Raw genomic sequence first — 25,130 nt, 5'->3', positions numbered from 1 at the left:
TGTAGCCTTATTCACAAGGCTTCGGCAAAACTCCACAGAAAGCCGATATCTACCCCGGGGAGAGAACATCTATCATGGCGAAAAACAACAAGTCGGAAGAACAGGGCCCGTCCGTCAGCCCGCAGGAGGCGCTGGATTTCCACGCCATGGGCCGGCCCGGCAAGCTGGAGATCACGCCGACCAAGCCCATGGCTACCCAGCGCGATCTTTCGCTGGCTTACTCGCCGGGTGTGGCCGTGCCGGTAAAGGCCATCGCCGAAGACCCCGCTCGCGCCTTTGACTATACGACACGCGGCAACACGGTCGCTGTCATTTCCAATGGCACGGCCATTCTCGGCCTCGGCAATCTCGGCGCGCTGGCCTCCAAGCCGGTGATGGAAGGTAAGGCGGTGCTCTTCAAGCGCTTTGCCGATGTTGATTCCATCGACCTCGAGGTCGACACGGAAGACGCAGACGAATTCATCAATTGCGTGCGCCTGCTTGGACCCTCCTTCGGCGGCATCAATCTGGAAGACATCAAGGCTCCCGAATGCTTCATCATCGAGCAGCGCCTGCGCGAATTGATGGACATTCCCGTCTTCCATGACGACCAGCACGGCACCGCAATCATTGCCGTTGCAGGCCTCATCAACGCGCTGCATCTGACCGGCCGCGACATGAAGTCCACGCGCCTTGTCTGCAACGGTGCGGGAGCAGCCGGTATCGCCTGTATCGAACTTGCCAAGTCGCTTGGCTTCACGCCCGAAAACGTCATCCTCTGCGATACCAAGGGCGTCGTTCACAAGGGCCGCGAAGAGGGCATGAACCAGTGGAAGTCGGCCCATGCGGTGGAGACCGACAAGCGCACGCTTGCCGAGGCGGTGGAGGGCGCCGACGTCTTTTTCGGACTGTCCGCCAAGGGTGCTCTGACCCCCAAGATGGTCCAGTCCATGGCCAAGAACCCGATCATCTTCGCCATGGCCAATCCCGATCCGGAAATCACGCCGGAAGAGGTTTCGGAAATCCGCACCGATGCCATCATGGCGACGGGCCGCTCGGACTATCCCAACCAGGTCAACAATGTGCTGGGCTTTCCCTATATCTTCCGCGGCGCGCTGGATGTACGGGCAACCACCATCAATGACGAGATGAAGGTCGCCGCTGCTCAGGCGCTGGCCGAACTTGCGCGCCAGGATGTGCCGGATGATGTTGCCGCAGCCTATCGCGGCAATCGCCCGAAATATGGTCCCGACTACATCATCCCCGTGCCATTCGATCCGCGCTTGATCTCCGCCATCCCCGTGGCCGTGGCCAAGGCGGCGATGAATTCCGGCGTTGCACGTCGCCCGATCATCGACCTGGAGAAATACGCGCACGAGCTTTCTGCGAGGCGGGATCCGATCGTCTCCACCTTGCAGCGTATCTATGACCGTGTGCGCCGCCAGCCCAAGCGCATCGTCTTCGCCGAGGGCGAGGAGGAACAGGTCATGCGCGCCGCCGTCGCCTATGTGAACCAGCGCCTTGGCACGGCCATCCTGCTTGGACGCGAGGAGCGCATTCGCGAAATGGCGCATAATGCCGGCGTCGACCTGTCGAAGCCCGGCATCGAGATCATCAATGCGCGGCTGTCGCGCCGCAACGCCATCTATGCGGACTATCTCTATGAGCGCCTGCAGCGAAAGGGCTATCTCTTCCGCGACTGCCAGCGCCTCATCAACAATGACCGAAACCACTTCGCGGCAACCATGGTGGCGCTGGGCGACGCGGATGGCATGGTAACCGGCGTGACCCGCAACTACTCCACGGTGCTCGCAGATGTGCGCCGCTGCATCGATGCGCGCCCCGGCCACCCCGTCATCGGCGTTTCGCTGGCGCTTTGCCGTGGCCGCACGGTGCTGGTCGCCGACACGGCGGTTCACGACATGCCGAACGCCGAGGAGCTTGCCGACATCGCCGAGGAGGCAGCAGGTCAGGCGCGCCGCATGGGCTACGAGCCGCGCGTCGCGATGCTTGCCTATTCCACCTTCGGCCATCCGCCCGGCGAGCGTTCCGAGCGTGTGCAGGAAGCGGTGAAGATCCTCGACAAGCGTCGCGTGGATTTCGAATATGATGGCGAGATGGCCGCAGATGTCGCGCTCAATGCAAGCCTCATGCGCGAATATCCCTTCTGCCGCCTGTCAGGCCCGGCCAATGTGTTGGTCATGCCCGCCTTCCACTCCGCATCCATCTCCACCAAGATGTTGCAGGAGCTCGGCGGATCCACAGTCATCGGCCCGCTCTTGGTCGGCCTCAACAAGCCGGTTCAGATCGTGTCGCTGAACGCGAAGGATTCCGACATCGTCAACATGGCCGCCATCGCAGCCTACAGCGCGGGTCAGTGATGTAGGAAACAGGAAGCCTTCGCCGCCTCAGGCGGCGAAGCGCTCGGCCTCTGCGCCGAAATGGGCGAGATAGCGCTGCGAGATCGCTTCCACCGGAAGCACCACCAGAACATCGGTGGTGCCGAAATGACGGTCGATCACGCAGCCTTCGCCGAACCTTGCGCCAAGGCGCAGATAGCCCTTGATGAGCGGCGGCATGGCCGCAAGGGCGGCTTTCATGTTGATCGCTTCGGCGGGCATCAGGTCCATCGAGGAAAAGCGGTCGTCGCGTGCCCTAACGGCCCACGCACCCTCGGATCGCGCAAAATGGTGCAGGAATGACAGCGCTTCCGCATGGGCGGCTGGCACCGTGCCGGGGAACGAGGCGCATCCCGTCATCACGTCGATGTCGCGCTTGCGGCAATAGGCCCAGATGCCCTGCCACAAAAGCTCGATTGTTCGCTTGGAGCGATAAGCCGGCAAAACGCAGGAGCGCCCCAGTTCGAGGAAGCGGCGTCCCTGATGGCGAGACACCAGACCGCCAAGCTCGAATTCGTCTTCCGAATAGAAACCGCCGGCAGCACCGGCGACATCCTGCGGCAGCATGCGATAGGTGCCGACAATCTGCTGGCAGGTCGTGCCGGGCAGTGTCGTATCGATCACCAAAAGATGGTCGCACACGGCGTCGAAGCGGTCGGAGTCGCGCTCTTCCATCGCGGACGGGTCTGCATGAGAAGCTCCCATTTCGCGGAAGAAAACGTCATAGCGCAGCTTTTGGGCGGCGCGCAGTTCTTCATCACCGGCAGCCAGGCGCACCAGGAGAGGGCCGATCTGGCCCAGGATATCAACGCTGCTCTTTTCCGCCAGGGCGGCCGCCAGTTGAGCTTCAGGCTTCACTGCGTTTCTCAGGATCAGGCCTTGCATCTCTTGATTCTCCGCCGCATCTCGATGAGGCGGAAATAATATCAGGCTGCGACAGTAGCATGACAAGAGGCTGGCCGGCTCATGATCATTTGAGGGCGGCCTATGCAGCCATATGCGTTTCCAGCGTAAGCAGCAGCTTGTCGGGATCAAGCGGCTTGGTCACGAAGCCGCTCGCGCCATGAGCCAGTACGCCTTGCCGTGTCTTTTCCTGACCATCGGCGGAAAGCACGAGGATCGGGATCGGTGCCATGCCTGCCTCTTCCTCGAAACGGCGCACGCCGGCTATCGCATCAAGCCCGTCCAGAACCGGCATGTGCAGATCCATCAAGACGATGTCATAGGGGCGCGACTGTTTCGTCAGAACATCCAGTGCCGCACGTCCGTTGGTGACAACCTCCACCCGATGCCCGGCGCGTGTGAGGGCGGAGCGCGCCAACAGCGCGTTGATCTCGTTGTCCTCGGCCACCAGGACATGCAGGCCCGTATGCGCGCCGCGTGCGGCCTTTCGCCCGGCCTTGGGTGAGGGCACTTCGCTTGGACGGTTCGGGATCTCGCTCAAAAGCATGCGCAGCATGGTGCGCGTGCGGGCGGGGCGGGCAAGGAAGGCGCCATAGCCATTGGCACGGAAACTTGCCAGCCGGCCGCGTTCGGAAGGCGCAATCAGGGTGATGTTGCGTTTCGCTTTCCAGCCGTTCTCGCGAAGCTTGCGCAGGCACGACCCGTCCTCTTTCTCCAGCGAGGCATCGACGATAAGCGCGTCGAGGTCCTCACCTTGCGCTGACTTGGAAGCAGCGGTGGGGTCAATGATGGTGGAGCGCCCTCCATGGGCACGCACGCTGCGCGAAAGTGCTTCCGCTTCCATCTCGTGGCTGGCGAGGATTCCCACATGGTAGCCGGCTAGTGAGCGTGCTGTATTCTTGGCTTCCTCGTCTGCTTCGCCATCCAGAGGCAGTGTTACGGTGAAGGTGGCACCTTCGCCCGGTGCGCTTTCGGCGATGATGCGCCCCTTCATGGCCTCCACGAGTCGGCGCGTGATCGCTAGCCCCAGACCTGCACCGCCATGCCTGCGCGTGGAGCCGCTCTCGGCCTGTTCGAAGTCCTTGAAGATGCGTTCGAGCGCATTTTGCTCGATGCCAGGTCCGGTATCTTCCACACGGAAGGAAAGAGCGGGCTTGCCATCCTTCTGCGACGGGATGACCGTGAGCAGGACACCGCCCGTTTCGGTGAATTTGATGGCATTGCCAAGCAGGTTCAGAAGCACCTGGCGCAACCGGCCGGGATCAGCATTCACATATTCCGGCACCAATGGCGATATATGGCAGCCAAGGCCGATACTCTTGGCAAATGCCCGCGTGGCCATCAGTTCGACTATGCTTTCGACCATCTCGCGCACATCCATCTTCTGTGCCTCGAGCTCAAGCTTGCCAGCCTCTATCTTGGAATAGTCGAGCAGGTCTTCGATCAGCGCCAGAAGGGCACCGGAGGAGGTGGAGATGGCACCCACATAGGTGCGTTGCTCATGTGTCAGCGTGGTATCGGCCAGAAGCGTTGCCATGCCCATGATGCCGTTCATGGGGGTGCGGATTTCATGGCTTACCGTCGCCAGGAACCGGGACTTCGCGTGGCTTGCCTGTTCGGCCCGCTCGCGCGCATTGACCAGCGCCGTTTCCGCCAGTTTGCGCGCGGTGATGTCACGGGCAATGGCCCAGTGGGATGCTTCGCCGCTCTCCGTGTCCCGCATGGAAAGCTCCGTCCAGGCAAACCAGCGCAAGCCTCGCCCGGTGCGCACTGCGACATCGGTCGAACTGATGCTCTCGCCATCGGCGAAGGCAGCTTCGGGCACGATCGGTATCTCGATGCCCAGATGGCTCAGCGTCTTGCCATAGGCCTGGTCGACTTCCATGCCCAGCAGTTCGCCAAGCACCTTGTTGGCATACAGAATCCGCCCGTCACGGTCGCGATGGACGACGAGATCGCCCAACCCTTCAAGCAGGCCGTAGAACCGCTGTTCGCTTTCACGCATTTCCCACATGCGGTCGGCCAGCTCTTCCATCTGCAGGGCATTCTGATGCATTGCGCGCTGTTCTTCTGCAACCACGCCTTCGCCGCGGCTCTTGCTGAACGAAAAGGCGATGGCCATGAAGGTGACGAGCAGAAGGCCGACATAGATGGCAGGCGAGGTGCCTGTCAGATATGCCAGCCCGGCGAGCGCGAGATTGCTGAATGCGATGAATACAAGCGCTTTGGATGCAAATGATGAATGGCGCTGGTCGCTATAGATGAGCGGTTTGGCCAGCGGCGTTCCCGCCGCTTTGCTGGCCTGTGCCCAGGCTCTTTCCAGTCGCTGTATTACGCCCGCCCTTGTCATGGCAGGCAAGATATCCCTCAGCGATTAGGGAAGATTTTGGATCGGCATTCGCATTTGATCGAGCCGGTTAGGCTTCACTTAACCTGTTTCGACGACCAGCCTTCCGCGCACATTCCCCGCCACGATCTGCGGTGCGGATTCGATGGCCATGCCGAGCGGTATCGTGGTCGAAACCGAAGCCAGTTTGCTCCGGTCGGTCAGGTTCTCGAGCCGCCGCCATGCCTCCAGCCGCAGCGAAACCGGGGCCATGACGGAATCGACCCCGAGAAGCGAGACCCCACGCAGGATGAAGGGGGCGACATTGGCCGGTAGCCCCATGCTTTCAGCCAGTCCGCAGGCCGCGACGGCTCCGCCATAGCGTGTGGCCGACAGCATGTTGGCAAGCGTACGCCCCCCTGCCACGTCGATGCCACCTGCCCAGCGCTCCTTGGCCAGGGGCTTGCCGTCGCCTGAAAGTTCTTCCCGGTGGATGATGTCGCTCGCGCCAAGCTCACGCAGATAGTCATGCGTTTCCAAACGTCCGGTCGAGGCTGTGACTTCGTATCCAAGCTCTGCCAGAAGTCCCACGGCGACAGAGCCCACACCACCCGCAGCACCCGATATCACCACGGGTCCGCGGTCCGGCGAGATGCCATGCCGCTCAAGCGCCATTACGCACAGCATCGCCGTATAGCCCGCGGTGCCAAGTGCCATGGCCTGTGCTTCGGTGAAACCGTCGGGAAGCGGCACCAGCCAGTCGCCGTTCACGCGCGCGCGTTCTGCAAGTCCGCCGTAATGGGTTTCACCGACACCAAAACCGTTGAGGATCACCCGGTCGCCCTCACGCCAGGCAGGATGAGCAGAGCGCATTACTGTGCCGGCAAGATCGATGCCGGGGATCATGGGAAACCGGCGCACGACCGGTGCCTTGCCGCTTATGGCGAGGCCGTCCTTGTAGTTGAGGCTGGAGGCGGCAACGGCGATCGTGACATCGCCATCCATCAGATCGGCCTCGGTCATTTCACGCAAATGCACCTGCTGCGCGCCATTGTCGTCTTTGGTGATCAGAACGGCCTTGAAGCTGGTGCTCATGCGTATTCCTCTGCGCGTCACTCTGCCGGTTCATGTCCTCCACGAAGCCAGCCGACGATTTCATCCAGTATCACCAGACCGGCCCCCACCGTGATGAAGGCATCAGCCAGATTGAATACCGCGAACGACCAAGATGGCGTGTGAAAATAGATATAGTCCACCACATAACCAAGCGTAGTGCGATCGACGAGGTTGCCCAGCGCACCGCCGACGATAAGTGCGAAACCGAACTGCGACATCCGCTGATGCGGTTGCGTCTTGAGGGCGAGATAGAGGATGAAGCCCAGCACGATCAGCGTCAGCACGCTCAGCCATGTGCCACCCACGCCTGACAGCATGGAGAAGGCGACGCCGGTATTCTGCGAATGGTAGAGCGAGAGATAGGGCACCAGATCAACACGCTCATGCAGCGGAAGATTTGTCTGCACGAGCTGTTTGACCCACTGGTCAATCAGGAGCGCGATCAGGGCAAGCAGGCTCGCAAAGGCGATCTGGCGGCGGGTCATTTCGTCTCCTGGCTCTCCATCGGCAACGCATTGCGCCGAATTTCGTATAGCATCACTCCCGTCGCCACGGCGAGATTGAGCGAATCCGCACGTCCTGCCTGTGGAATGCGCACAAGCCTATCGCAGCGCTCCGCCAGACTGTCCGGCAGTCCTTTCTGCTCGTTGCCCATCAGGAGAAGCATCGGCTTGTCGGCGTAATCCACGCTGCGATAGTCGACCGATCCCTTCAGGTGCGTGCCGGCCATCATGCCGTCATAGGCGCTTTCCCGCCATTTCAGGAAGCGCTCCTCATCGGTCCGGATCAGCGGCACGCTGAACAGTGAACCCATCGTCGCCCGAACGGTCTCCAGCGAAAACGGATCCGTGCAATCGCCCACAAGAATCACACCCTTCGCACCGACCGCATCCACGGTGCGGATGATCGTGCCCAGATTGCCGGGGTCGCGCACACGATCGAGCGCCACCCAGACGTCACCCTTTGCCGACGAAACATCTTCGAGCCGATGATAGCGCTGTTCGAAAACGCCGACGACCATCTGCGGATTGTCTCTGCGTGTGATCGACGAAAGCACCTTTTCGCTGACCTCAAGCACCAGACCGCCCGAGGCCACGGTGCGTGCCGCCGCCTTCTCCACCGCTGCATTGCCGCGACCGGCCTTCGCATAGACAAGGGTCCGGATGGTCCAGCCATTGTCCATCGCATCAAGAACAAGCTTCAGCCCCTCGGCCATGAAGCTGCGCTCGCGGTCGCGGAATTTCTTCAGCGCCAGCGCCTTGATGTCCTTGATGATCGGATTGGACAGGCTGGTGATCTCCTTCACCTGTCCGGGTGCGCGTGTTTCGCGGGAAGAACTCATTTCGCAACCCATCGTGAGAAAAGCGAGGTTGAAAGCGCGCGGTCCCCGGCTTTCTCACGTATGACCAGCTCCCCGGATTCCACGCGCCCGCCCATGCCGGCGAAGGTATCGCGCATCACCGCATGCATCGCAAAGAACGAGGCACGGATGGAATAGGCCGTCAGCACCATGGCCAACGCGTTCGGGGAAAGGATGCTGCGGCAGGTTTCCACCAGCTTCGGCAGATGGTCGAACAACTGCCAGACCTCGCCTTTGGGACCGCGGCCATAGGCGGGCGGATCAAGCAGGATGATGTCATAGCTGTTGCCGCGCCGGGCCTCGCGTTCGGCGAATTTCATCGCGTCCTCGCAGATCCAGCGGATCGGGCGGTCGGAAAGCCCCGCCATTTCCTGGTTCTCACGCGCCCAGCCAATTGCTTTTTTTGAGGCGTCCACATGCGTCACCTGCGCGCCGGCGCGTGCGGCAACAAGCGAGGCAAGGCCGGTATAACCGAAAAGGTTCAACACCTTTACCGGGCGCCGCGCATCCTCGACCAGCTTGGCCATATGGCTCCAATGGGTTGCCTGTTCGGGAAATACGCCGACATGGCGGAACGAGGTGAACCGGCCGAGATAATCGATACCGTCGTGGCGCATGGGCCAGGTCTCGCCAAGTGGCGTACGGGGAAAGCGCCAGCGCCCCATGCCCTCCTCATCGGTGTCGCCGGTGAAGACCGCATCAACCTTTTCCCATACCGTTTCAGGCAGGGCAGGGCGCCAGAGCGCCTGGTTCTCCGGCCGCACGATACGATAGGGGCCGTATTGCTCAAGCTTCTGGCCATCGCCCGAATCCAGGAGCGCGTAATTTTCATTCGGCAGAACCTCGAGGATCAGCGGCAGCTTCTCGTCGGGAAGCGGGCCCTCGCGCCGGGCCACGCGCTCGACTTCCTGGCGCGCGGGTTCAACGGCCTGCGTATTGCGCAGACCACGGTCATGCTGCTGTTGCGGGCGCACGGCCCTGGAGCCGTCACGTTTGCGCTTCGCGCTGTGCTTTTTGGGACTGGGCTTCAAGCTCTGCTCCGGTACGGTCCGGTCGATTGTCATGACCCATCTGCCACAGCGAAGGCCACGCACGCAACAAGGTCGCGCAGGTCATTCCAGGAGTCGGAGAAGTGCGGGCGCGTTCTGGGCCGGCGGCAATCAGGCTGCGCGGTGTACCAGAGCGCCCTTGCTCTCGCTGTTTTGCGCGGCAGGCGGTGTCTGCTTCTTCAGCTTCTCCACCTCTGCATTGCGCTGGCGCGCGATGCGCCGATAGCGCCCCTGTCGGAACCAGGTTGCCATGGAGCCGATGAACATGCCGACGATCAGCGCCAGGAACAGCAATGCAAAGAGCGGCAGGCTGATGGTCAGCGCCGGATTGCCGGGGTTGAACGGATCGAAGGTAAAGGCGGTCGGCGCGCGATTTGCCACGGCAAGCGCGATGAGGATGATCGCAAGCGGTACGAGCACCACCACTGTCAGGATACGTTTTGCCATGGCCTCTTTCTTGGTCCTTTGAACTTCTGCCGCGGCTTATTCGCTGCCGCCGTTCAGCCGCTCGCGCAGTTCCTTGCCGGTCTTGAAGAAGGGAACCCACTTCTCTTCGACATAAACGGATTCGCCGGTACGCGGGTTGCGTCCGGTGCGTGCCGGACGGTTCTTTACCGAGAAGGCGCCGAAGCCGCGAAGCTCCACGCGATTGCCTTCGGCCAGCGCCTCTCCGATCTCGTCGAAAATGGCGTTCACGATGTTCTCGACATCGCGCAGAAACAGATGCGGATTCCGGTTTGCGATGGTCTGTACCAGCTCGGACTTGATCATGTTCTCAATTTTCCGCCGCTTGTGTGCCCACTATCTGAATGGTTTTACTATATTTTTTAGTCCAGTCCACGGGAGGCGTCAGGTTGCCAGACCGACACGAGACCGTCAAGAAAGATGCGCTCCGCGCCCAATGCCCGGATAAGTTGCTCTTCGGTTGAAAGCCCCAGAACCCGCGCCAGCCAACGCGATGCGATTTCGGGCATGAAGAGCGAGACATCGTCGCTGCGCGGCTTCCATTCGACCACTTGCAGATTTTCGTCGAGCCCCTTCTCGACCAGCCACTGCTTGGCTTCACGCTCGCCGCCAAGCGCATCCACCAGCTTGGCTTGCGCCGCCTGGCGGCCGGTGAAGACAGACCCGTCGGCCAGCGTCAGCACTTCCTCGCGTGACAGCGGACGGCGTTCCGTCACCAGATCGACAAACCAGTCATAGCTGTCCATGATCATGGCGCGCATCATGGCGCGCTCTTCTTCTGTCGTCTCGTTGAAGGGGGAGGGCTCGGCCTTGAGAGGGCTTGATTTCACCTCTTCGACGCCGATCCCGAGTTTTTCCATGAGGCCGGTCAGATTGGGCAACTGCACAAGCACGCCGATGGAGCCCACGATCGAGGATTGCCGCGCAACGATATGATCGGCAGCGCTCGCAATCATGTAGCCCGCTGAAGCGGCAAGGGTGCCCACCTGCGCCACGACCGGCTTTTCCTGCGCAATCAGACGGATCTCTTCATAGATGGCCTCGCCGCCGGCGGTGGTGCCACCGGGGGAATCGACCGTGACGATGACGCCACGCACAGCCTTTGAACGACGAATGTCCTCTAGCCGGTCAAGCAGCTTCTCGTCTTCGGTGATGGTGCCTTCGATGCGGATCTGCGCGATATGCGGTGTGGCAGCCACGCGGTCGCCGAGCATCCAGCGCACCAGAACGAACAGACTTATGATCAATATGAGGATCGTTGCCACGCGCCAAAAGGTCAGCTTGCGGCGAATGCGTCTGCGGTCGATCAGCTCGTCTGCGCTCAAGGATGCCATGCCAGGTGCCTCTCTTGTGCCGGTGGCGGGTCTGCGAAGAGGCGTCTTTTAAACGAGTTGAATGCGCGGGGCTACTGCCAAAACCGGCAGTGGCAGCCCCACGCCTTGCTCTCAATCCCAGAATGGCCATATTGAACTGTCAATTCCCGATGTTCGGCGGGCATTTGCAACCCGCAGCCAATCGGCGTCCGCATCGCATTTTCAGCGGAAACGCCTGGAGATCAGACCTTATGACTGCTGGCCACGCCAGAACGGAACATATGCGCAGCGATGCGATCCGCCGCGCCGAACGCGGCGAGCGTGATTTCGCGCGCGCGCAGGCGCATTCCAGGCGCGTGCGTGCGATGAAATGGTTCTTGCCTGCTGTCGCAAGCGGCTGCATCCTGCTCTTCGTCGGCTACAGCATGCTCTCTTCCGTTACGGGTGGCGACATCGATCTTGGCTCGGCCACCATCAAGGATGGCAAGCTGGTCATGGCCAACCCGACGCTTGAAGGTTTCACCCGCAACAATCTGCCCTATACGATGACGGCAGCACGTGCGCGTCAGGAGATCGGCAGTGAGACAGCTGCAATAGATTTGGAAGAGATTACCGCCACCGTCCCCTTCGACGATGGGGATCAGGCCGTCATCACCGCAAGCGAAGGCCGCTTCGACCGCAGCGGCAATGCCTTGACCCTCAACCAGACGATCGAGCTGGAAACCACCAACGGCATCTCGGCTCGGCTGGAATCGGCCGATGTCGATGTCGCGAAGGGTTCGCTTAAGAGCGACAAGCCGGTGGAAATCAACATGGACGGCCTCTCCATCCGCGCAGACCGCTTCAGCGCCGACGATGGCGGAAAAGTTCTGGTCTTTGAGGACCGGGTTCGCGTAATAGTGGACCCGCAAAAGGTTAGGCGAGGGGGAGAGTGAAGTCCGTGGCAACCGCAACAGCACGCATCGCAATGGCTGCTCTTCTGGCCCTGTCCGCCGCGGCTACGACCGCTTTCGCGCAGACAGAGCGCATGACGGGCCTGAAACTGTCCGGCGATCAGCCGATCCAGATCGAGAGCGACCGCTTCGAGGTGGATGAGAACCAGAGCCTGGCCACCTTCACCGGCAATGTGTCGGTCGTGCAGGGCGAAACGGTCATGAAGGCCGGCCGCATGAAGGTGTTCTACAAATCCGATGGCGGTTCCGCCACGACCGGCAGCGCGGACATCGATCGCCTCGAAGTCGAGGACGGCATCTATGTGAAGTCCGAGACGCAGGTCGCCACCGGCGACCGCGGCACGTTTGATATGGATTCCGAAGTGCTGGTTCTGTCCGGCAACGAGGTCGTTCTTTCGGAAGGTGACAATGTCATCACCGGCTGCAAGCTCACCGTGCAGATGAGCAACGGCCAGGCGCGTCTCGACAGCTGCGGCGGTTCGGGTGCCGGCGGTCGCGTGAAGATGCTTCTGACGCCTGAATCCCGTAATCGTTAGGGTTCTCCCGCCTCATGCTCAAACGCCTCCTGCCGCAGAATGAAGCGCCGCCGCCACCCTCCGAGGAGCAGCTGCGCAAATACAAGGGCACGCTCATCGCGCGCGGCCTGACCAAGTCCTACAAGAGCCGCCAGGTGGTTTCCGGCGTATCGCTGGGTGTGCGCGCGGGCGAGGCTGTGGGTCTTCTCGGCCCCAATGGCGCAGGCAAGACCACCTGTTTCTACATGGTCACCGGCCTTGTCCCCGTCGATCAGGGCACCATCCAGATCGACGGCTACGACGTCACCTCAATGCCCATGTATCGCCGCGCCCGCCTTGGCATTGGCTATCTCCCGCAGGAAGCTTCGATTTTCCGCGGCCTGACCGTCGAACAGAACATCCGCGCCATTCTCGAAGTGGTCGAGAAGAGCCGCAAGGAGCGTGAAAAGACGCTGGACGCGCTTCTGGAAGAGTTCTCCATCAGCCATCTGCGCAAGTCGCCTTCCGTCGCGCTTTCCGGTGGCGAGCGCCGCCGCCTCGAGATCGCCCGCGCGCTCGCATCTAAGCCCAATTTCATGCTGCTTGACGAGCCTTTCGCCGGTATTGACCCGATCGCGGTGACGGATATCCAGCAGCTCGTGCGCCATCTGACGGCACGCGGCATCGGTGTTCTCATCACTGACCATAATGTGCGCGAGACGCTGGGCCTCATCGACCGCGCCTATATCATCCATGCCGGTCAGGTGCTCACCCACGGTCAGCCGGAGGACATCGTGGCGAATGCGGATGTCCGCCGCCTTTATCTCGGCGAAGGCTTCACGATCTAGCGCTGTCAGGAGCATAGGACGAAGCTTTGGCGCACGCTTTCATCTTCGGCCAAAGCCTGCCATTTTCGCATCCATGCCAATTATAAGCCCCCATGCATCAAACCCGCTGGCCGATGGCCGCCAGTCGGAGCGCGCGCTCATCATCCGTCGCGGCGTGCAGCGTCTGTTCGCCCAGCTTGGCACGGTTTCCATTCCCGAAGTGACACTTGCCACCGGTCGGCGCGCGGATCTGGTCGGTCTCACCCGCAAGGGCGAGATATGGATCATCGAGATAAAGTCATCGATCGAGGATTTTCAGGTGGACCGCAAATGGCCAGACTACCGACTGCACTGCGATCGGCTCTTCTTCGCCTCGCACCCTGACGTACCGCAGGAGATATTCCCCGAGGAATGCGGCTTCATCCTTTCGGACGGCTATGGCGCGGAAATCCTGCGCGATGCGCCGGAACACAAGCTGCCGGCCGCAACCCGCAAGGCGCTCATGCTGCGGCTTGCGCGTACCGGCGCATCCCGGATCACGGCGGCGGAAATGGCTGGCGTGACCATTCCCGCCCTTGAAGGTGAAGCGGAGGGTTGACGCGACTTTAGCGCGGTGCGCGCTTGGCCAAAATGCGCTGCAGCGTGCGCCGATGCATGTTGAGCCGGCGTGCGGTCTCGGAAACATTACGGTCGCACATCTCGTAGACCCGCTGGATATGTTCCCAGCGTACCCGGTCGGCCGACATCGGATTCTCCGGCAGTTCGGCCTTTTCGTCAGGCTTTCGCGTCAGTACGTTGAAAATGTCATCGGCATCGGCAGGCTTGGAGAGGTAGTCGATGGCGCCAAGCTTCACGGCCGTCACGGCGGTGGCGATATTGCCGTAGCCCGTGAGGATGATGGAACGTGCATCTTCGCGCTTCTCGCGTAACGCGGAAACAACATCCAGACCATTGCCGTCACCAAGGCGCATATCCACCACGGCAAAGGCGGGTGGAGCGCTATTCACCTTGGCGATGGCCTCTGCAACCGAATCGGCGGTATCGACCTGGAAGCCGCGACCCTCCATGGCGCGCGCCACGCGGGTCAGAAACGGCTTGTCGTCATCGACGATCAAAAGCGTGTGATCTTCGCCCGGAATGGCGTTCTCGTTTTCCACTTCACTCATGTTTCGCTCGCTTTCCCGTCCATCTGTGTGGGATGCGGATTGCTCTCCGCACCGGACGACCATGGAAGCCCCCCGTGGCTCATGAAGAACGCTTCACGCGACCAGCTTATATCGACCGTAGCACCTTTGCCTTCTTCGGTGGAATTCGCGAAGATGATCGTTGCACCCGACCGCTCAAGAAGCGTCTTGGCTATAAATAGGCCCAGACCCAGCCCTCCGCCATGCCCACTGGCGCGTTTGGTGACATAAGGATCGCCGATCCGCTCCAGGATTTCCGGCGGAAAGCCCTTCCCGTCATCGGTGATTCTCAACCCAACCTGTCGCTCGTTCCACCACCAGCGCAGCGTCACCGCCTCCTGGGCGAAATCGACGGCATTCTCCACCAGATTGCCCAGCCCGTAGTGGACGCCCGGATTGCGACGCACGACCGGTTCGCGCCCCTCGCACTCACCCTGCTCCAATTCGATCCTGATGCCAAAATCACGATGCGGCTCAACCGTCTCTTCGATCAGCGCGGTGAAGGTCATGCGCACCAGATGGTCACCGCTTTCGGTGGAAAGACTGGTTAGCTGTTTCAGGATTTCGCGGCAGCGTTCGGACTGCGAGCGCAGGAGCGCGATATCGTCCTTCAAGTCCGGATTGTCGCCCAACGCCTTTTCCATCTCGCGCGAGACCAGGGCGATGGTGGCAAGCGGCGTTCCAAGCTCATGGGCCGCAGCGGCAGCAAGTCCGTCCAGCGCGGAGATATGCTGCTCGCGCTGCAGAACCAGTTCGGTTGCCGTCAGCGCATTGGCGAGGAGCCGCGCCTCTTCCGCTACCCGGTAGGCATATACGCCGGAAAAGGCGATGGAAGAGACCACCGCCACCCAGACACCGGCAATATAGATGAAGGGCATGCGAAGTTCCGTGCCGGGAAACCACGGCAGCGGCAGGTGAAAGAAGGCCAGAGCCGTCGCGATACCCACCACCAGCATGCCGAGAAGCTCCGTCCAGGAGCGTGGCAATGTTGTTGCCGAGATGACCACCGGCACTGCAAGGAGCACGGAGAAGGGGTTCGTCAGTCCGCCCGTGAGAAACAGTAGTCCGCCAAGCTGCAGCACGTCGAAGATCAGGATCCATGCCGCATCACGCGGCAGAAGCCTGTGCGTCGCCGGATAGGTGTAGCCGAGATAGGTGTTCAGGAAGGCCGCAGCCCCGATCAGGATGAAGCAGGGCAGGACCGGAACGGGAAACTCGAAATAGAAGGCGACCACCAGTGTCGCCATGCTCTGCCCGACAACCGCAAGCCACCGCAAACGGATAAGCGTATTCAGCCGCAGGGACTGTATATGGCGCGTATTGTGCAGTTCGGCGTCGTAAATCATGGACTGCGTTTATGCGCTGACACGCGCGCAAGACCAAGCCTTATTTCGCACGTGGCTTGGCGCGTCTTGTTGCCGCAGCGCTTGCCGGGTCCTCCGGCCAGACATGCTTTGGATAGCGTCCGCGCATGTCGGAACGCACATCTGCCCAGGAGCCGGCCCAGAAGCCTGGCAGGTCACGCGTCTTCTGGATGGGACGGTGCGCAGGCGACAGGAGCTCCAGCGTCAGCGGCGTTCCCTCGCCGATGGTCGGGTGTTCGCAAAGGCCGAATAGTTCCTGCACGCGAATGGCAAGCACCGCATCCTCCGCCTCGTAGCGAATGGGCACGCGGCTGCCCGTCGGCGCGGTGAAATGGGTGGGCGCAAGCGCATCCAGACGCCGCTGGCGGTCGAAGGGCACGAGGCTGCGCAGACCGTCCTCGATCTGGCGTGACGATATCTTCGCAAGCTCCGCGTCACCCTTCAGGAATGGTCCCAGCCAATCTTCCAGCATCGCGAGAAGCGTCTCGTCATCCATGGCAGGCCATGGCTCGCCTTCCGCATGATGGAGAAATGCTAGGCGCGCACGCAATGCGGCAGTCTCCTTCGTCCAGGGTAGGAGATCCAGCCCATGCGCCCTTATGGCCTCCAGCAGGCCCGCATCCGCCTCTGCCCCGCCAGGTGGCGGCAGGTTCTGGGTCGCGAATACAACGGAGCCGAGCCGCCTGCTTTCCGTCTGCCGCAGTGCCTTGCGCTCCCTGTCGAAACTCACCGTGCGCCGGGTCTCGATCCGATCACCAAGTGCTGTCTCGAACTCCTGTTCATCCACGCGCGCAGCCGCCGCGATCCGGGCATTCTGTGCCCGTCCCTGAAGATCGGCGACCACCAGATAGGCCTCGCGGGACAGCGCTTCGCTCGCTTCCATCTGCCCGCCGCGGCCATTGGCAAGCACATAGCGTCCTGCCTCGCCGCGCGCCTTGGCCACGCGATCCGGCCATGCATGCAGAAGCAGCGCGCCAGCGCTGGATGTGCCATTCCCCATGCTGCCGCCTGCCTGCCGTGCGAGCCCTTCAGCCAATTGGCGCGCAGCCTTCGCACGCGGTGAGCGGTCGCGCCTGAAACCGGCAAGCCGCTGGTCGAGGTCGACGCTTGGTCCACCCAGACCTCGCTCCGAAAGAAGCACCGCAAGCTCGGCGGCAGCAAGCGCTTCACCATTTTCGGCTGCTTTCGCAACCATATGCGCCAGTCGCACCGGCAGAGCGAGCTTGCGCATGGCAGCACCCTGGGGGCTCAAGCGCCTATCGGGTTCAAGCGCGTCCAGGGCTTCAAGCAGGCTGCGCGCCTCGGCAAGTGCCGGCTCCGGCGGCGGGTCGAGAAAGGCAAGCTTGCGCGGATCACTCACGCCGAAAGCGGCGCAATCGAGCAAGAGCCCGGAAAGATCGGCTTCCAGTATTTCCGGCGGCGTGAAGGCGGGAAGGGCGGTGGTCTGCTTCTGCCGCCAAAGACGCAGCGCGATACCCGGTGCCGTTCGTCCCGCACGCCCCGCCCGCTGGTCGGCGGAAGCACGCGATACCCGCACCGTCTCCAGCCGCGTGAGCCCGGTTGCCGGTTCGAATTTCGGCAGCCGCGAAAGGCCGGAATCGATCACCACCCGCACGCCATCAATGGTGACGGAGGTTTCCGCAATCGCGGTGGCGAGCACCACCTTCCGCCGTCCTTCCGGTGCGGGCTTGATGGCCGCATCCTGCGCGCGTCCTTCAAGTCCGCCATGAAGCGGCACAAGATCGACATTCGCGCCCACCCGCCCCTCAAGCCGCTCCATGGTACGCGCAATTTCGCGCTGACCGGGTAGAAAGGCGAGTATGCTTCCCTCTTCGTCCGCCAGCATGCCGCGAATGGCCTGAGCCATTGCATCTTCGATATCCGTACCTGCCGCCCGTTCGCGATAGCGGATATCGACCGGGAAGCTGCGCCCTTCGCTTTCGAGTATCTCCGCGCCGTCGAGCAGGCTTGCCACCCGCGCGCCATCCAGCGTGGCCGACATAACCGCCAGCCGCAGATCCGGCCGCAATGCCTCCTGCGCATCGACCGCAAGCGCCAGCGCAAAATCGCCATCAAGCGACCGCTCGTGAAACTCGTCAAAGATGACGCCCGAAATGCCCTCAAGCGCCGGATCGTCGATGATCATGCGCGCCAGCACGCCTTCGGTGACGACAAGCACGCGTGTGTCTTTTGATACCTTGCGCTCCATGCGCATCGCATAGCCGATGGTCTTCCCCGGCTCCTCGCCCAGAAGAGCAGCCATGCGTCGTGCCGCTGCGCGTGCCGCAATCCGGCGCGGTTCAAGCAGCAGAATGCGCCCACCCTGCGCCCATTCATCCTGCATCAGGTGAAGAGGGACGAGTGTCGTCTTGCCTGCCCCCGGTGGCGCGACAAGGACCGCGCGGTTGCCGCTGGCAAGCGCGCTGCGCAGGCGCGGCAATATTTCGGAGACGGGAAGTTCGGGAAGGTGAGGCGTCATGGTTCAAGCGTGATCGTCGTGCCGCCGGCTGCTTGCGCATCAGCCGGATCGTGCGTGACCAGCAGAACAGGCAACCGGCTTTCCCGCGCCTTGGCGAAAACTAGTTCGCGCATCTGCCCCCGAAGCGCCTGATCGAGCTTGGAAAAGGGCTCATCCAGAAGCAGCATGCGCGGCCGTGAAAGCAGCACCCGCGCCAGCGCAACGCGCGCCTTCTGGCCACCCGACAACGTTTCGGTATCGCGGGCGCCCAATCCTTCAAGCTCCACCCCGCGCAGCGCTTCATCCACCAGCGCCATGCGCGCCATATGCCCTCGAATGTCGGCAGGAAGTGCAAACATCAGATTGCCCGCGACACTCATATGCGGAAAGAGCAGCGGGTCCTGGAACAAAAGCCCGGCATGGCGTGTCTCAGGCGCAGCATCTGTGATGTCGTCCCCATCCACGATCACACGGCCTTCCGCGTCGAAAACCGGATCGAGAAAGCCGCCGATAAACCCAAGCAGCGTGGACTTGCCTGCGCCCGATGGGCCCATCACGGTCAGCACTTCGCCCGGCGCCACATGCTGCGTCAGCGCCACGAGAACGCGATCGCCGTGGCGGATCACCACATCCTGCAGAAGAAGTCCGGCCCTGTCCGTCACGATATCCGTCACACCTGCATCCCGCGAAAGCGCCGGAATATCAGCGCCGGCACGAGCGTGGCAATGGCAAAGCCCGCAACCGGCAACAGCATCTGGAAAAAGGCATAGACGCCGATGATGCGCCGATTGCCTCCTGAGGCAAGCGCCACAGCCTCGCTCGTAATGGTGGTCAGGCGCCCTGCGCCAATCAGAACTGTCGGCAGATAGAGGCCCACCGACACAGAAAACCCGATTGCGAAAAGCACCAGAAGCGGGCGCAGCATCATGGGCAGGCGTATTCTGAAAAGCGTTGTCATCGGCGACTTGCCAAGCCCCGCCGCCACCTGCTCGTAACGCCGGTCGAAACTGCGCCACGGGTCCTTCAGGCACAGATAGGCATAGGGCATGACGAAGACGAGATGGGCAAAAAGCAGTGCCGGCAGCGTGGCAAGCCAACCGCTTGCAACGAGCAGGAACTGCAGTCCGAATATGAAAGTCACCTGAGGCACGATCAGCGGCAGATAGATCAGCGCTTCCGCCCCCCGTCCCGCGCGCTTGCCGGTGCGGTCTTCATGAACGAGGCACAGGACTGTCAGAAGCGCAGCAATCAGCGCGCTCACAACACCCACGAGAAGTGTCGTGCCAAGTGGTTCCACCACCCGAGGCAGCGCCTTCATCCAGTTTCTGAGCGTGAAGCCGCTTGGCAGGAAATCGGGGAACTGCCATAGCCCGGCAAATGACCAGAAGGCCAGCGCACCAAGTCCTGCGAATATCGCTCCAGCCGAGATGACCATCGCTGCCAGAGAGAACACCTGTAAAGGCCCATCGCGGCGCATACGCAGGCCGGCGCAGGCAGCCTTGTTGCGCAAGGCGGCAAGCAGGTGCTCCATTCCGATCCAGATGCAAAGTGCCAATCCCGTCACCAGGAGCTGCAGCAGCGCGCCCGCCGATGCAAGATGGCGCTGCGAGAGATCCGGATCGCCCATCCACGTCACCAGCCGCGCGGCAAGCGTGGGCGGCTGGGTCGGTCCCAGAATGAGTGCGACCTCCACATTGGACGAGGCAAAGGCGATGACTGCGAAGACCGGCAGCCGGATCTGGCGGTAAATTCCCGGCCATGCCCCATGGATGAAGCCCGCAATCCGCCCGTAGCCCAGCGCGCCTGTCAGTTGGCGAACCCTCTCGACAGGAGCCTGGGGCAGCGCGGCAAGGGTCATGAGAAGCAGGAAGGGAACTTCCTTGGCGACCAGCGCGCCGATCATGGAAAACGCCAGCCGGTCGTGAACGATAAGCAGGTCCGGTGGCCGCTGCCAGCCCGTAAGCTCCGGCGAGATGAGGCGCATGATCATGCCTGATGGCGCAATCAGGAAGGCAATGGCAAGCGCTGCGGCCGCATGGGGCAGCGACAGCAGCGGTCCCAGCAGATGCTGCATCCGCCGGAATGTCGCCGTTCCCGCAAATGCTGCCGTGAAAAGCATCACGATCAGGAGCGAAAGAACGGCACAGGCGAGGCCCGAACTGAGTGAAAGCGTGATCGAGCAGAAGAGCGCAGGCTGGGCGAAAAGCTCCCGAAAATAATGAAGGCTGAATCCGCCTCCGCCAAAGCCGGGAGCGATTCCGAATGCAGGCAGGACCGTGCCAGCCAGCCCGAATGCCACCGGTCCCGCCAGAAGCAGGACTGTCAGCGCCGGCCCGAGGATGGTCGGGCGAACCATGCTGTTTGCGTTGCGCAATGTGTCGTCAGTTGCCAACCGTGTAGCGCCGTTTCCAGGCTTCCTCCACGCGCTCCATCCAGCTTGGATGCGGCTCTTCCAGAACCGGTCCAAGCTCTTCCGGCGCAAGCGTGGCGATACCAAGATCCAGCGCGGCGAAATCCGCCTGAAGCGTTTCAGGCAACTTGTCCATGCCGAGAACGGTCGGGTCGCCCCAGACCTCTGGGTCCTGCTTGCGCAACTGCGCCTCCGGCGACATGAGGAAATTCGCCGTTACCAGCGCACCTGCCTTGGCCGAGGCATTGTAGGGAATGGCCACGAAATGCGTGTTGCCGAGCGTGCCTTCCTCGAAGGTGAATGAACGCACCGTGTCCGGCAACTCGAAATTGGCAATGGCGTTGGAGGCTTCGGACGGGTTGAAGGCGAAGATGATTTCAAGTTCGCCATCGGCCAGAAGCTGCTTCATGGCCGGATAGTTCTGCGGAAAGGCGCGTCCCTCGCGCCATGCCACCTTGTGCAGCCGGTCGAGATAGTCGAACAGCGGCGCGCTCGCGGTGTCGAAATCAGCCTCATCGGCCGGCTGTTGCAGCACGGTCGGATCGCCAACCGTTTCGATCAGCACTTGCTTGAGGAAGGAACTGCCAATGAAATCCGGCGGTGACGGATAGGAGAAACGTCCCGGATTGGCTTCTGCCCAATCGAGCAGTTCGTCCGCACTGGAGGGCAGGCTGACTTCCTCCAGGCGGGCCGAGTCGTAAAAGAAGACGAGCTTTGCCATGCCCCAGGGGGCGGCCTGTCCTTCCACGGGAATGGTGAAATCGGTCAGCACCGTCGGCTTGTTTGCGATATCGACGAATAACCAATTGGGCAGCTTTTCCGCCCATCCCTTCTCCAGAAGCAGGCCGCGCTCCTTCATGGAGGCGAAATTCTCGCCATTGATCCAGATGAGATCGACCGAACCGCCCTGATCGCGACCCGCGGCACGTTCTGCAACAACCTTGGCCACGGCGTTGGCCGTGTCATCGAGCTTCACATGCGCAAGCTCGATTTCGCAGCAGTCGCGCAGTTCCTCACCCACCCATTCCAGATAGGCATTGATGTTTTCCGCGCCGCCCCATGCATTGAAATAGACCGTCTGCCCGCGCGCCTCTTCAACCACGCTCTCCCAGTTGGCGATATCGGGACTGTCGGCATGGGCGAGGCTGCCGACAAATGACAGCGACAGGGCGATGGTCAGCTTCTTGAGCACGAAAACCTCCGGAATGTTTCGCGGCTGATTGAGCACGAGGGCGAGCGTCATGGCAACGCGCAACCTGCTCGCGAAGCACTCAATTCGCCGTGAGAGGAAGGTCAGATCTCGCGCCCGTCCACCTGCAGTTCGACCCGGTCGGCGGCAAATCGTGTCAGCGAATATTGCACGGGCGTGCCCTCGCCATCCACATTCACCGCCTGCGTGATCAGAATGATGGCACCGGGCGAAAGCTTCAGATGTTCAAGATCGGCACTCTCGGTATGCTGAGCGGTGATGGCGGTCTCACGCCGGGTGTAGTCCTCCAGCCCCAGCCGCCTGAACGATGCGGTAATGCTTCCGGTCTCCTCGAAATGCCTTTCCAGCCCCTCGAAACGCGCGGCATCAAAATGGCTGATGGCCCGTGAAATTGGCCAGCCATCGGCAAAGGACAGTGTCTCCAGCCGCAGGATCTGTGCGCCAGCTTTCAGGCCAAGCTGTTCTGCCACGCTCTCCGCCGCCGGTAAGTAATCATGCGCTAACAATATGCCCCGCGCCTTGCGCGCCTGCCCGGAGAGGCCTTCGGAAAATCGCGTGCGACGGCGGATGGGATAGGCGAGTTTCGGCCGACTTTGCACGAAGGTCCCGCGACCCTGTTCAGCGCGCAGGATGCCCTCGTCGATCAGCGAGCGGATGGCGGCCCGCACTGTATGTCGGTTGACGCCGAACCGGACCGCAAGCTCCATTTCCGGCGGCAGCCTGCCTTCGTGATTGGCCAGTCCCTCACGAAGCTCATGGCGAATGCGATCCGCAATCTGCCGCCAGAGCGCGACCCCGCTGCGCCTCTCCATCACGCCTGCATTGCTCACTTCATTTTTCTCCGGTCTGTCACACACCCGTCACGGATCGAGACTAGGAGAAGAACTTAAGACATCTAGTTGTATAGAGCAATATACAAATATGAGGTGATGAAGATGACGGCAGCACTTTCACGGCAGGAGGCGATGGGTATCCTCGCTCGCGCTCCGGGCAAGCGCCTCGGCGAATTGTTCAGTCAACATGAACTGCCCTCCGAAGCGCAGGATCTGCGCGGGCCGGAAACCGGCCTCGTCGCATTGCGCGGGCGCATCGGCGGCGGGGGTTCGCCTTTCAATTTCGGAGACGCGACCGTCACGCGCGCCAGCGTGAAGCTGCCGACCGGTGAGATCGGCCACGCCTATGCGCTGGGCCGCGATCAGGAAAAGGTGCGCCTTTCGGCACTTCTCGATGCCCTTCGCCAGCGTTCCGAACATGCAAGTCGCATCGACACGCAAATCCTGTTTCCGCTGCGCCACGAGCAGGAGGCAGAGGACAGACTCCAGCGCGAGGAAACGGCTGCGACAAGGGTGGACTTCTTCACCATGACGAGAGGGGAAGACTGATGCGCATGGAAGAAATGGCAATCGAAGGCGGCTTTCATGACGCCGTGATGCAGGCGCAAACAAATTTTCGCGGCCTCATGGATGCGATGGCGCGCCCGGGCTCCATCTTCCGCGACATTGCTCTGCCGCGCCCGCCCGCCCCGCTTTCGCCCGAAGCAGGCGCGGTTGCTCTCACGCTATGCGACGCGGATACGCCGATATGGCTTGATGCGGGACTTGCTGCGGAAAAGGCCGTGACCACCTGGCTCGGCTTCCACACCGGCGCACCCGTCGCCGCCCAGCCAAGTGCAGCCCATTTCGTCCTTGTCAGCCAGCCATCGGAACTGATCGCGCTGGAGAATTTCGCTCAAGGCTCCCAATCCTATCCGGATCGCTCCGCCACGATCATCCTGCAGGTCGACAATCTCAGCCACGGCGAGGCGCTTCGCCTTTCCGGTCCCGGCATCCGCGAGCAGGCGGAGCTCTCGCCCACACCCATGCCGCGCCATTTCCTGCAGCAATGGGCGCAGAACATTGGGCGCTATCCCCGCGGAGTGGATCTTGTTCTCGTCTCCCGTGCCGGCATCGCCTGCCTGCCGCGCACAACCCGCATCACCATGAAGGAGGGCTGAGCCATGTATGTTGCCGTCAAGGGCGGTGAGGCCGCCATCGACAACGCGCATCGCCTGCTTGCAGACCGAAGACGCGGCGACCGTGCGGTTCCCGCACTCACGCTGGAGCAGATCGCGGGCCAGCTCTCACTTGCTGTCGATCGCGTCATGGCCGAAGGCTCGCTCTACGATACGGGTCTTGCAGCGCTTGCCGTGCGGCAGGCGCGTGGCGACATGATCGAGGCAATCTTCCTTCTGCGCGCCTATCGCACCACTCTGCCGCGCTTTGGCTATTCTCGCCCCATCGACACCGCCGCCATGCAGGTGGAACGCCGCATCTCCGCAACCTACAAGGACCTGCCCGGCGGCCAGTTGCTGGGGCCGACCTTCGATTACACGCATCGTCTGCTTGACCCCGCACTTGCCGGCGAGGATGCGCCTGCCGAGCCGGAACGTCGCGAGGATGACGCTGCAGACATGCCTCGCGTCACCGACATTCTCGCAGGCGAAGGGCTTATTGAGAGCGACGACGCCCGTGGTGACAATCACGAGCCCGCCGACATTACCCGCACACCGCCCGAATATCCGATGGAGCGCGATGCTCGCCTTCAGGCGCTTTCGCGCGGTGATGAAGGCTTCCTGCTGGCGCTCGGCTATTCCACCCAACGTGGCTATGCGCGCAGCCATCCCTTTGCCGGCGAAATCCGCATCGGGGAGGTGGAGATCGAGCTTGATATGCCCGAGCTTGGCTTCCCCGTCCCGCTTGGCCGCATCCGCGTCACCGAGTGCCAGATGGTCAACCAGTTCAAGGGATCGATGAAGGTGCCGCCGCAATTCACCCGCGGCTATGGTCTGGTCTTCGGCCAGTCGGAGCGCAAGGCCATGGCCATGGCGCTTTGCGACCGCGCATTACGCGCCAGCGAGCTTGGCGAAGACATCACCGCGCCCGCACAGGACGAGGAATTCGTGGTTTCCCATTCCGACAATGTGCAGGCGACCGGCTTCGTCGAGCATCTGAAACTGCCCCACTATGTCGATTTCCAGGCCGAACTCGGCCTCGTACGCCAGATGCGCCGCGAATTCGAAGAGCGCCGCGAGGGCGAGGCTAGCCGGGAGGCAGCGGAATGACTTCAGTCGCCTCCGTCACAGGAGCCGCCATCGCCACCGCCGTAAAAGCCGCTGGCATTGTTGGCGCAGTCCTTCCGCACGGTTGGCTCGGCATGTGCTGCCCGCCAGATCACGATCGCTATGAAGACGAGCATGGCAGCAAGGCCGATGGTCTCGATGGTCTCGACTGTGGGCATGACAACCTCGCGAGGCAAATCTTCTGCGAGAACCAGAATGCACC

General features: G+C 62.0%; 25 protein-coding genes. 8 read left to right on the top strand and 17 right to left on the bottom strand.

Features of this window, described 5'->3' with window-relative positions; translation table 11 throughout:
- The first annotated feature begins 74 nt into the window (after positions 1-74).
- Complete coding sequence (locus EL18_RS11995) at positions 75-2,360, top strand: NADP-dependent malic enzyme (RefSeq protein WP_036483328.1); 2,286 nt, start codon at positions 75-77, stop codon at positions 2,358-2,360.
- A 27-nt stretch (positions 2,361-2,387) separates the two neighbouring features.
- On the opposite strand, the gene olsB is transcribed toward EL18_RS11995, so the two are convergent.
- The 9 genes from olsB to sppA all read right to left on the bottom strand — a co-directional run bounded on the left by olsB (position 2,388) and on the right by sppA (position 10,931).
- The gene (gene olsB / locus EL18_RS11990; RefSeq protein WP_051914094.1) at positions 2,388-3,263 is read right to left on the bottom strand and encodes a l-ornithine N(alpha)-acyltransferase; all 876 of its coding nucleotides are present in this window, start codon (positions 3,261-3,263) and stop codon (positions 2,388-2,390) included.
- Positions 3,264-3,363: 100 nt separating this feature from the next.
- The gene (locus tag EL18_RS11985) at positions 3,364-5,631 is read right to left on the bottom strand and encodes a hybrid sensor histidine kinase/response regulator (RefSeq protein WP_036483326.1); all 2,268 of its coding nucleotides are present in this window, start codon (positions 5,629-5,631) and stop codon (positions 3,364-3,366) included.
- A 78-nt stretch (positions 5,632-5,709) separates the two neighbouring features.
- A complete protein-coding gene (acuI, locus tag EL18_RS11980) occupies positions 5,710-6,702 on the bottom strand; it encodes an acrylyl-CoA reductase (NADPH) (protein WP_036483323.1) in 993 nt (330 codons plus the stop codon).
- 17 nt (positions 6,703-6,719) lie between these two features.
- Entirely contained in the window at positions 6,720-7,208 is a 489-nt protein-coding gene (gene lspA, locus EL18_RS11975) for a signal peptidase II (protein WP_036483321.1), read from the bottom strand.
- On the bottom strand, positions 7,205-8,065 hold the full coding sequence (locus EL18_RS11970) for a TrmH family RNA methyltransferase (RefSeq protein ID WP_036483319.1): 861 nt from the start codon (positions 8,063-8,065) through the stop codon (positions 7,205-7,207). Before EL18_RS11970 ends, lspA begins: the two co-directional genes overlap by 4 nt.
- Entirely contained in the window at positions 8,062-9,147 is a 1,086-nt protein-coding gene (locus EL18_RS11965; RefSeq protein ID WP_081871168.1) for an RsmD family RNA methyltransferase, read from the bottom strand. Before EL18_RS11965 ends, EL18_RS11970 begins: the two co-directional genes overlap by 4 nt.
- A 96-nt stretch (positions 9,148-9,243) precedes the next feature.
- Positions 9,244-9,579, bottom strand: coding sequence for a lipopolysaccharide assembly protein LapA domain-containing protein (locus EL18_RS11960; RefSeq protein WP_036483317.1), 336 nt, complete (start codon positions 9,577-9,579; stop codon positions 9,244-9,246).
- Positions 9,580-9,615: 36 nt separating this feature from the next.
- Complete coding sequence (locus tag EL18_RS11955) at positions 9,616-9,903, bottom strand: integration host factor subunit beta (protein ID WP_036483315.1); 288 nt, start codon at positions 9,901-9,903, stop codon at positions 9,616-9,618.
- Between the two features lie 56 nt (positions 9,904-9,959).
- Positions 9,960-10,931 (bottom strand): signal peptide peptidase SppA, encoded by a 972-nt coding sequence (sppA, locus tag EL18_RS11950; protein ID WP_036483313.1) that lies wholly within the window; start codon positions 10,929-10,931, stop codon positions 9,960-9,962.
- Positions 10,932-11,161: 230 nt separating this feature from the next.
- On the opposite strand from sppA, the gene lptC reads away from it, so the two are divergent.
- The 4 genes from lptC (at position 11,162) to EL18_RS11930 (ending at position 13,782) form a co-directional block, all read left to right on the top strand.
- On the top strand, positions 11,162-11,845 hold the full coding sequence (gene lptC, locus EL18_RS11945) for an LPS export ABC transporter periplasmic protein LptC (protein ID WP_051914092.1): 684 nt from the start codon (positions 11,162-11,164) through the stop codon (positions 11,843-11,845).
- Positions 11,846-11,877: 32 nt separating this feature from the next.
- Positions 11,878-12,399: an LptA/OstA family protein gene (locus tag EL18_RS11940; RefSeq protein WP_036484696.1), complete on the top strand. Its 522-nt coding sequence runs from the start codon at positions 11,878-11,880 to the stop codon at positions 12,397-12,399.
- A gap of 14 nt (positions 12,400-12,413) precedes the next feature.
- On the top strand, positions 12,414-13,205 hold the full coding sequence (lptB, locus tag EL18_RS11935) for an LPS export ABC transporter ATP-binding protein (RefSeq protein WP_036483308.1): 792 nt from the start codon (positions 12,414-12,416) through the stop codon (positions 13,203-13,205).
- A gap of 73 nt (positions 13,206-13,278) precedes the next feature.
- On the top strand, positions 13,279-13,782 hold the full coding sequence (locus EL18_RS11930; RefSeq protein WP_036483305.1) for an MmcB family DNA repair protein: 504 nt from the start codon (positions 13,279-13,281) through the stop codon (positions 13,780-13,782).
- 7 nt (positions 13,783-13,789) lie between these two features.
- Here EL18_RS11930 and EL18_RS11925 read toward each other — a convergent pair whose 3' ends face one another.
- From EL18_RS11925 to phnF, 7 genes are read right to left on the bottom strand one after another with little or no spacing between them, the layout of a single operon-like run.
- On the bottom strand, positions 13,790-14,350 hold the full coding sequence (locus EL18_RS11925) for an ActR/PrrA/RegA family redox response regulator transcription factor (protein WP_036483302.1): 561 nt from the start codon (positions 14,348-14,350) through the stop codon (positions 13,790-13,792).
- Positions 14,347-15,714: an ActS/PrrB/RegB family redox-sensitive histidine kinase gene (locus EL18_RS11920; protein ID WP_051914081.1), complete on the bottom strand. Its 1,368-nt coding sequence runs from the start codon at positions 15,712-15,714 to the stop codon at positions 14,347-14,349. The genes EL18_RS11925 and EL18_RS11920 overlap by 4 nt, the downstream gene beginning before the upstream one ends.
- A 40-nt stretch (positions 15,715-15,754) precedes the next feature.
- On the bottom strand, positions 15,755-18,211 hold the full coding sequence (gene hrpB, locus EL18_RS11915) for an ATP-dependent helicase HrpB (RefSeq protein ID WP_036483299.1): 2,457 nt from the start codon (positions 18,209-18,211) through the stop codon (positions 15,755-15,757).
- Positions 18,208-18,864, bottom strand: a complete 657-nt coding sequence (locus tag EL18_RS11910; protein WP_036483297.1) for an ATP-binding cassette domain-containing protein — start codon at positions 18,862-18,864, stop codon at positions 18,208-18,210. Before EL18_RS11910 ends, hrpB begins: the two co-directional genes overlap by 4 nt.
- Positions 18,861-20,546: an ABC transporter permease gene (locus EL18_RS11905; RefSeq protein WP_036484690.1), complete on the bottom strand. Its 1,686-nt coding sequence runs from the start codon at positions 20,544-20,546 to the stop codon at positions 18,861-18,863. The genes EL18_RS11910 and EL18_RS11905 overlap by 4 nt, the downstream gene beginning before the upstream one ends.
- A gap of 25 nt (positions 20,547-20,571) precedes the next feature.
- Positions 20,572-21,843 carry an ABC transporter substrate-binding protein gene (locus EL18_RS11900; protein ID WP_152553001.1) on the bottom strand — a complete coding sequence of 424 codons (1,272 nt, stop codon included), beginning with the start codon at positions 21,841-21,843 and terminating at the stop codon, positions 20,572-20,574.
- A 50-nt stretch (positions 21,844-21,893) separates the two neighbouring features.
- Positions 21,894-22,622, bottom strand: a complete 729-nt coding sequence (gene phnF / locus EL18_RS11895; RefSeq protein WP_036484684.1) for a phosphonate metabolism transcriptional regulator PhnF — start codon at positions 22,620-22,622, stop codon at positions 21,894-21,896.
- Positions 22,623-22,775: 153 nt separating this feature from the next.
- On the opposite strand from phnF, the gene phnG reads away from it, so the two are divergent.
- The 3 genes from phnG to EL18_RS11880 are packed head-to-tail and all read left to right on the top strand — an operon-like array spanning position 22,776 to position 24,910.
- Positions 22,776-23,192 (top strand): phosphonate C-P lyase system protein PhnG, encoded by a 417-nt coding sequence (phnG, locus tag EL18_RS11890; RefSeq protein WP_425277155.1) that lies wholly within the window; start codon positions 22,776-22,778, stop codon positions 23,190-23,192.
- Positions 23,192-23,803 carry a phosphonate C-P lyase system protein PhnH gene (phnH, locus tag EL18_RS11885; RefSeq protein WP_036483292.1) on the top strand — a complete coding sequence of 204 codons (612 nt, stop codon included), beginning with the start codon at positions 23,192-23,194 and terminating at the stop codon, positions 23,801-23,803. Before phnG ends, phnH begins: the two co-directional genes overlap by 1 nt.
- Before the next feature lie 3 nt (positions 23,804-23,806).
- On the top strand, positions 23,807-24,910 hold the full coding sequence (locus EL18_RS11880) for a carbon-phosphorus lyase complex subunit (RefSeq protein WP_036483290.1): 1,104 nt from the start codon (positions 23,807-23,809) through the stop codon (positions 24,908-24,910).
- Positions 24,911-24,912: 2 nt separating this feature from the next.
- On the opposite strand, the gene EL18_RS17980 is transcribed toward EL18_RS11880, so the two are convergent.
- Positions 24,913-25,086, bottom strand: a complete 174-nt coding sequence (locus EL18_RS17980; RefSeq protein WP_161781996.1) for a hypothetical protein — start codon at positions 25,084-25,086, stop codon at positions 24,913-24,915.
- Positions 25,087-25,130: the final 44 nt, after the last annotated feature.

It is taken from the genome of Nitratireductor basaltis, assembly GCF_000733725.1.
GTDB classification, from domain to species: Bacteria; Pseudomonadota; Alphaproteobacteria; order Rhizobiales; family Rhizobiaceae; genus Chelativorans; species Chelativorans basaltis.
This window is presented reverse-complemented; position numbering and strand designations above follow the sequence as displayed.

Coding starts and splice junctions, on each gene's coding strand:
- EL18_RS11995 (WP_036483328.1), top strand. CDS start 75: ATGGCGAAAAACAACAAGTCGGAAGAACAGGGCCCGTCCGTCAGCCCG.
- olsB (WP_051914094.1), bottom strand. CDS start 3,263: ATGCAAGGCCTGATCCTGAGAAACGCAGTGAAGCCTGAAGCTCAACTG.
- EL18_RS11985 (WP_036483326.1), bottom strand. CDS start 5,631: ATGACAAGGGCGGGCGTAATACAGCGACTGGAAAGAGCCTGGGCACAG.
- acuI (WP_036483323.1), bottom strand. CDS start 6,702: ATGAGCACCAGCTTCAAGGCCGTTCTGATCACCAAAGACGACAATGGC.
- lspA (WP_036483321.1), bottom strand. CDS start 7,208: ATGACCCGCCGCCAGATCGCCTTTGCGAGCCTGCTTGCCCTGATCGCG.
- EL18_RS11970 (WP_036483319.1), bottom strand. CDS start 8,065: ATGAGTTCTTCCCGCGAAACACGCGCACCCGGACAGGTGAAGGAGATC.
- EL18_RS11965 (WP_081871168.1), bottom strand. CDS start 9,147: ATGACAATCGACCGGACCGTACCGGAGCAGAGCTTGAAGCCCAGTCCC.
- EL18_RS11960 (WP_036483317.1), bottom strand. CDS start 9,579: ATGGCAAAACGTATCCTGACAGTGGTGGTGCTCGTACCGCTTGCGATC.
- EL18_RS11955 (WP_036483315.1), bottom strand. CDS start 9,903: ATGATCAAGTCCGAGCTGGTACAGACCATCGCAAACCGGAATCCGCAT.
- sppA (WP_036483313.1), bottom strand. CDS start 10,931: ATGGCATCCTTGAGCGCAGACGAGCTGATCGACCGCAGACGCATTCGC.
- lptC (WP_051914092.1), top strand. CDS start 11,162: ATGACTGCTGGCCACGCCAGAACGGAACATATGCGCAGCGATGCGATC.
- EL18_RS11940 (WP_036484696.1), top strand. CDS start 11,878: ATGGCTGCTCTTCTGGCCCTGTCCGCCGCGGCTACGACCGCTTTCGCG.
- lptB (WP_036483308.1), top strand. CDS start 12,414: ATGCTCAAACGCCTCCTGCCGCAGAATGAAGCGCCGCCGCCACCCTCC.
- EL18_RS11930 (WP_036483305.1), top strand. CDS start 13,279: ATGCCAATTATAAGCCCCCATGCATCAAACCCGCTGGCCGATGGCCGC.
- EL18_RS11925 (WP_036483302.1), bottom strand. CDS start 14,350: ATGAGTGAAGTGGAAAACGAGAACGCCATTCCGGGCGAAGATCACACG.
- EL18_RS11920 (WP_051914081.1), bottom strand. CDS start 15,714: ATGATTTACGACGCCGAACTGCACAATACGCGCCATATACAGTCCCTG.
- hrpB (WP_036483299.1), bottom strand. CDS start 18,211: ATGACGCCTCACCTTCCCGAACTTCCCGTCTCCGAAATATTGCCGCGC.
- EL18_RS11905 (WP_036484690.1), bottom strand. CDS start 20,546: ATGGTTCGCCCGACCATCCTCGGGCCGGCGCTGACAGTCCTGCTTCTG.
- EL18_RS11900 (WP_152553001.1), bottom strand. CDS start 21,843: ATGACGCTCGCCCTCGTGCTCAATCAGCCGCGAAACATTCCGGAGGTT.
- phnF (WP_036484684.1), bottom strand. CDS start 22,622: ATGGAGAGGCGCAGCGGGGTCGCGCTCTGGCGGCAGATTGCGGATCGC.
- phnG (WP_425277155.1), top strand. CDS start 22,776: ATGGGTATCCTCGCTCGCGCTCCGGGCAAGCGCCTCGGCGAATTGTTC.
- phnH (WP_036483292.1), top strand. CDS start 23,192: ATGCGCATGGAAGAAATGGCAATCGAAGGCGGCTTTCATGACGCCGTG.
- EL18_RS11880 (WP_036483290.1), top strand. CDS start 23,807: ATGTATGTTGCCGTCAAGGGCGGTGAGGCCGCCATCGACAACGCGCAT.
- EL18_RS17980 (WP_161781996.1), bottom strand. CDS start 25,086: ATGCCCACAGTCGAGACCATCGAGACCATCGGCCTTGCTGCCATGCTC.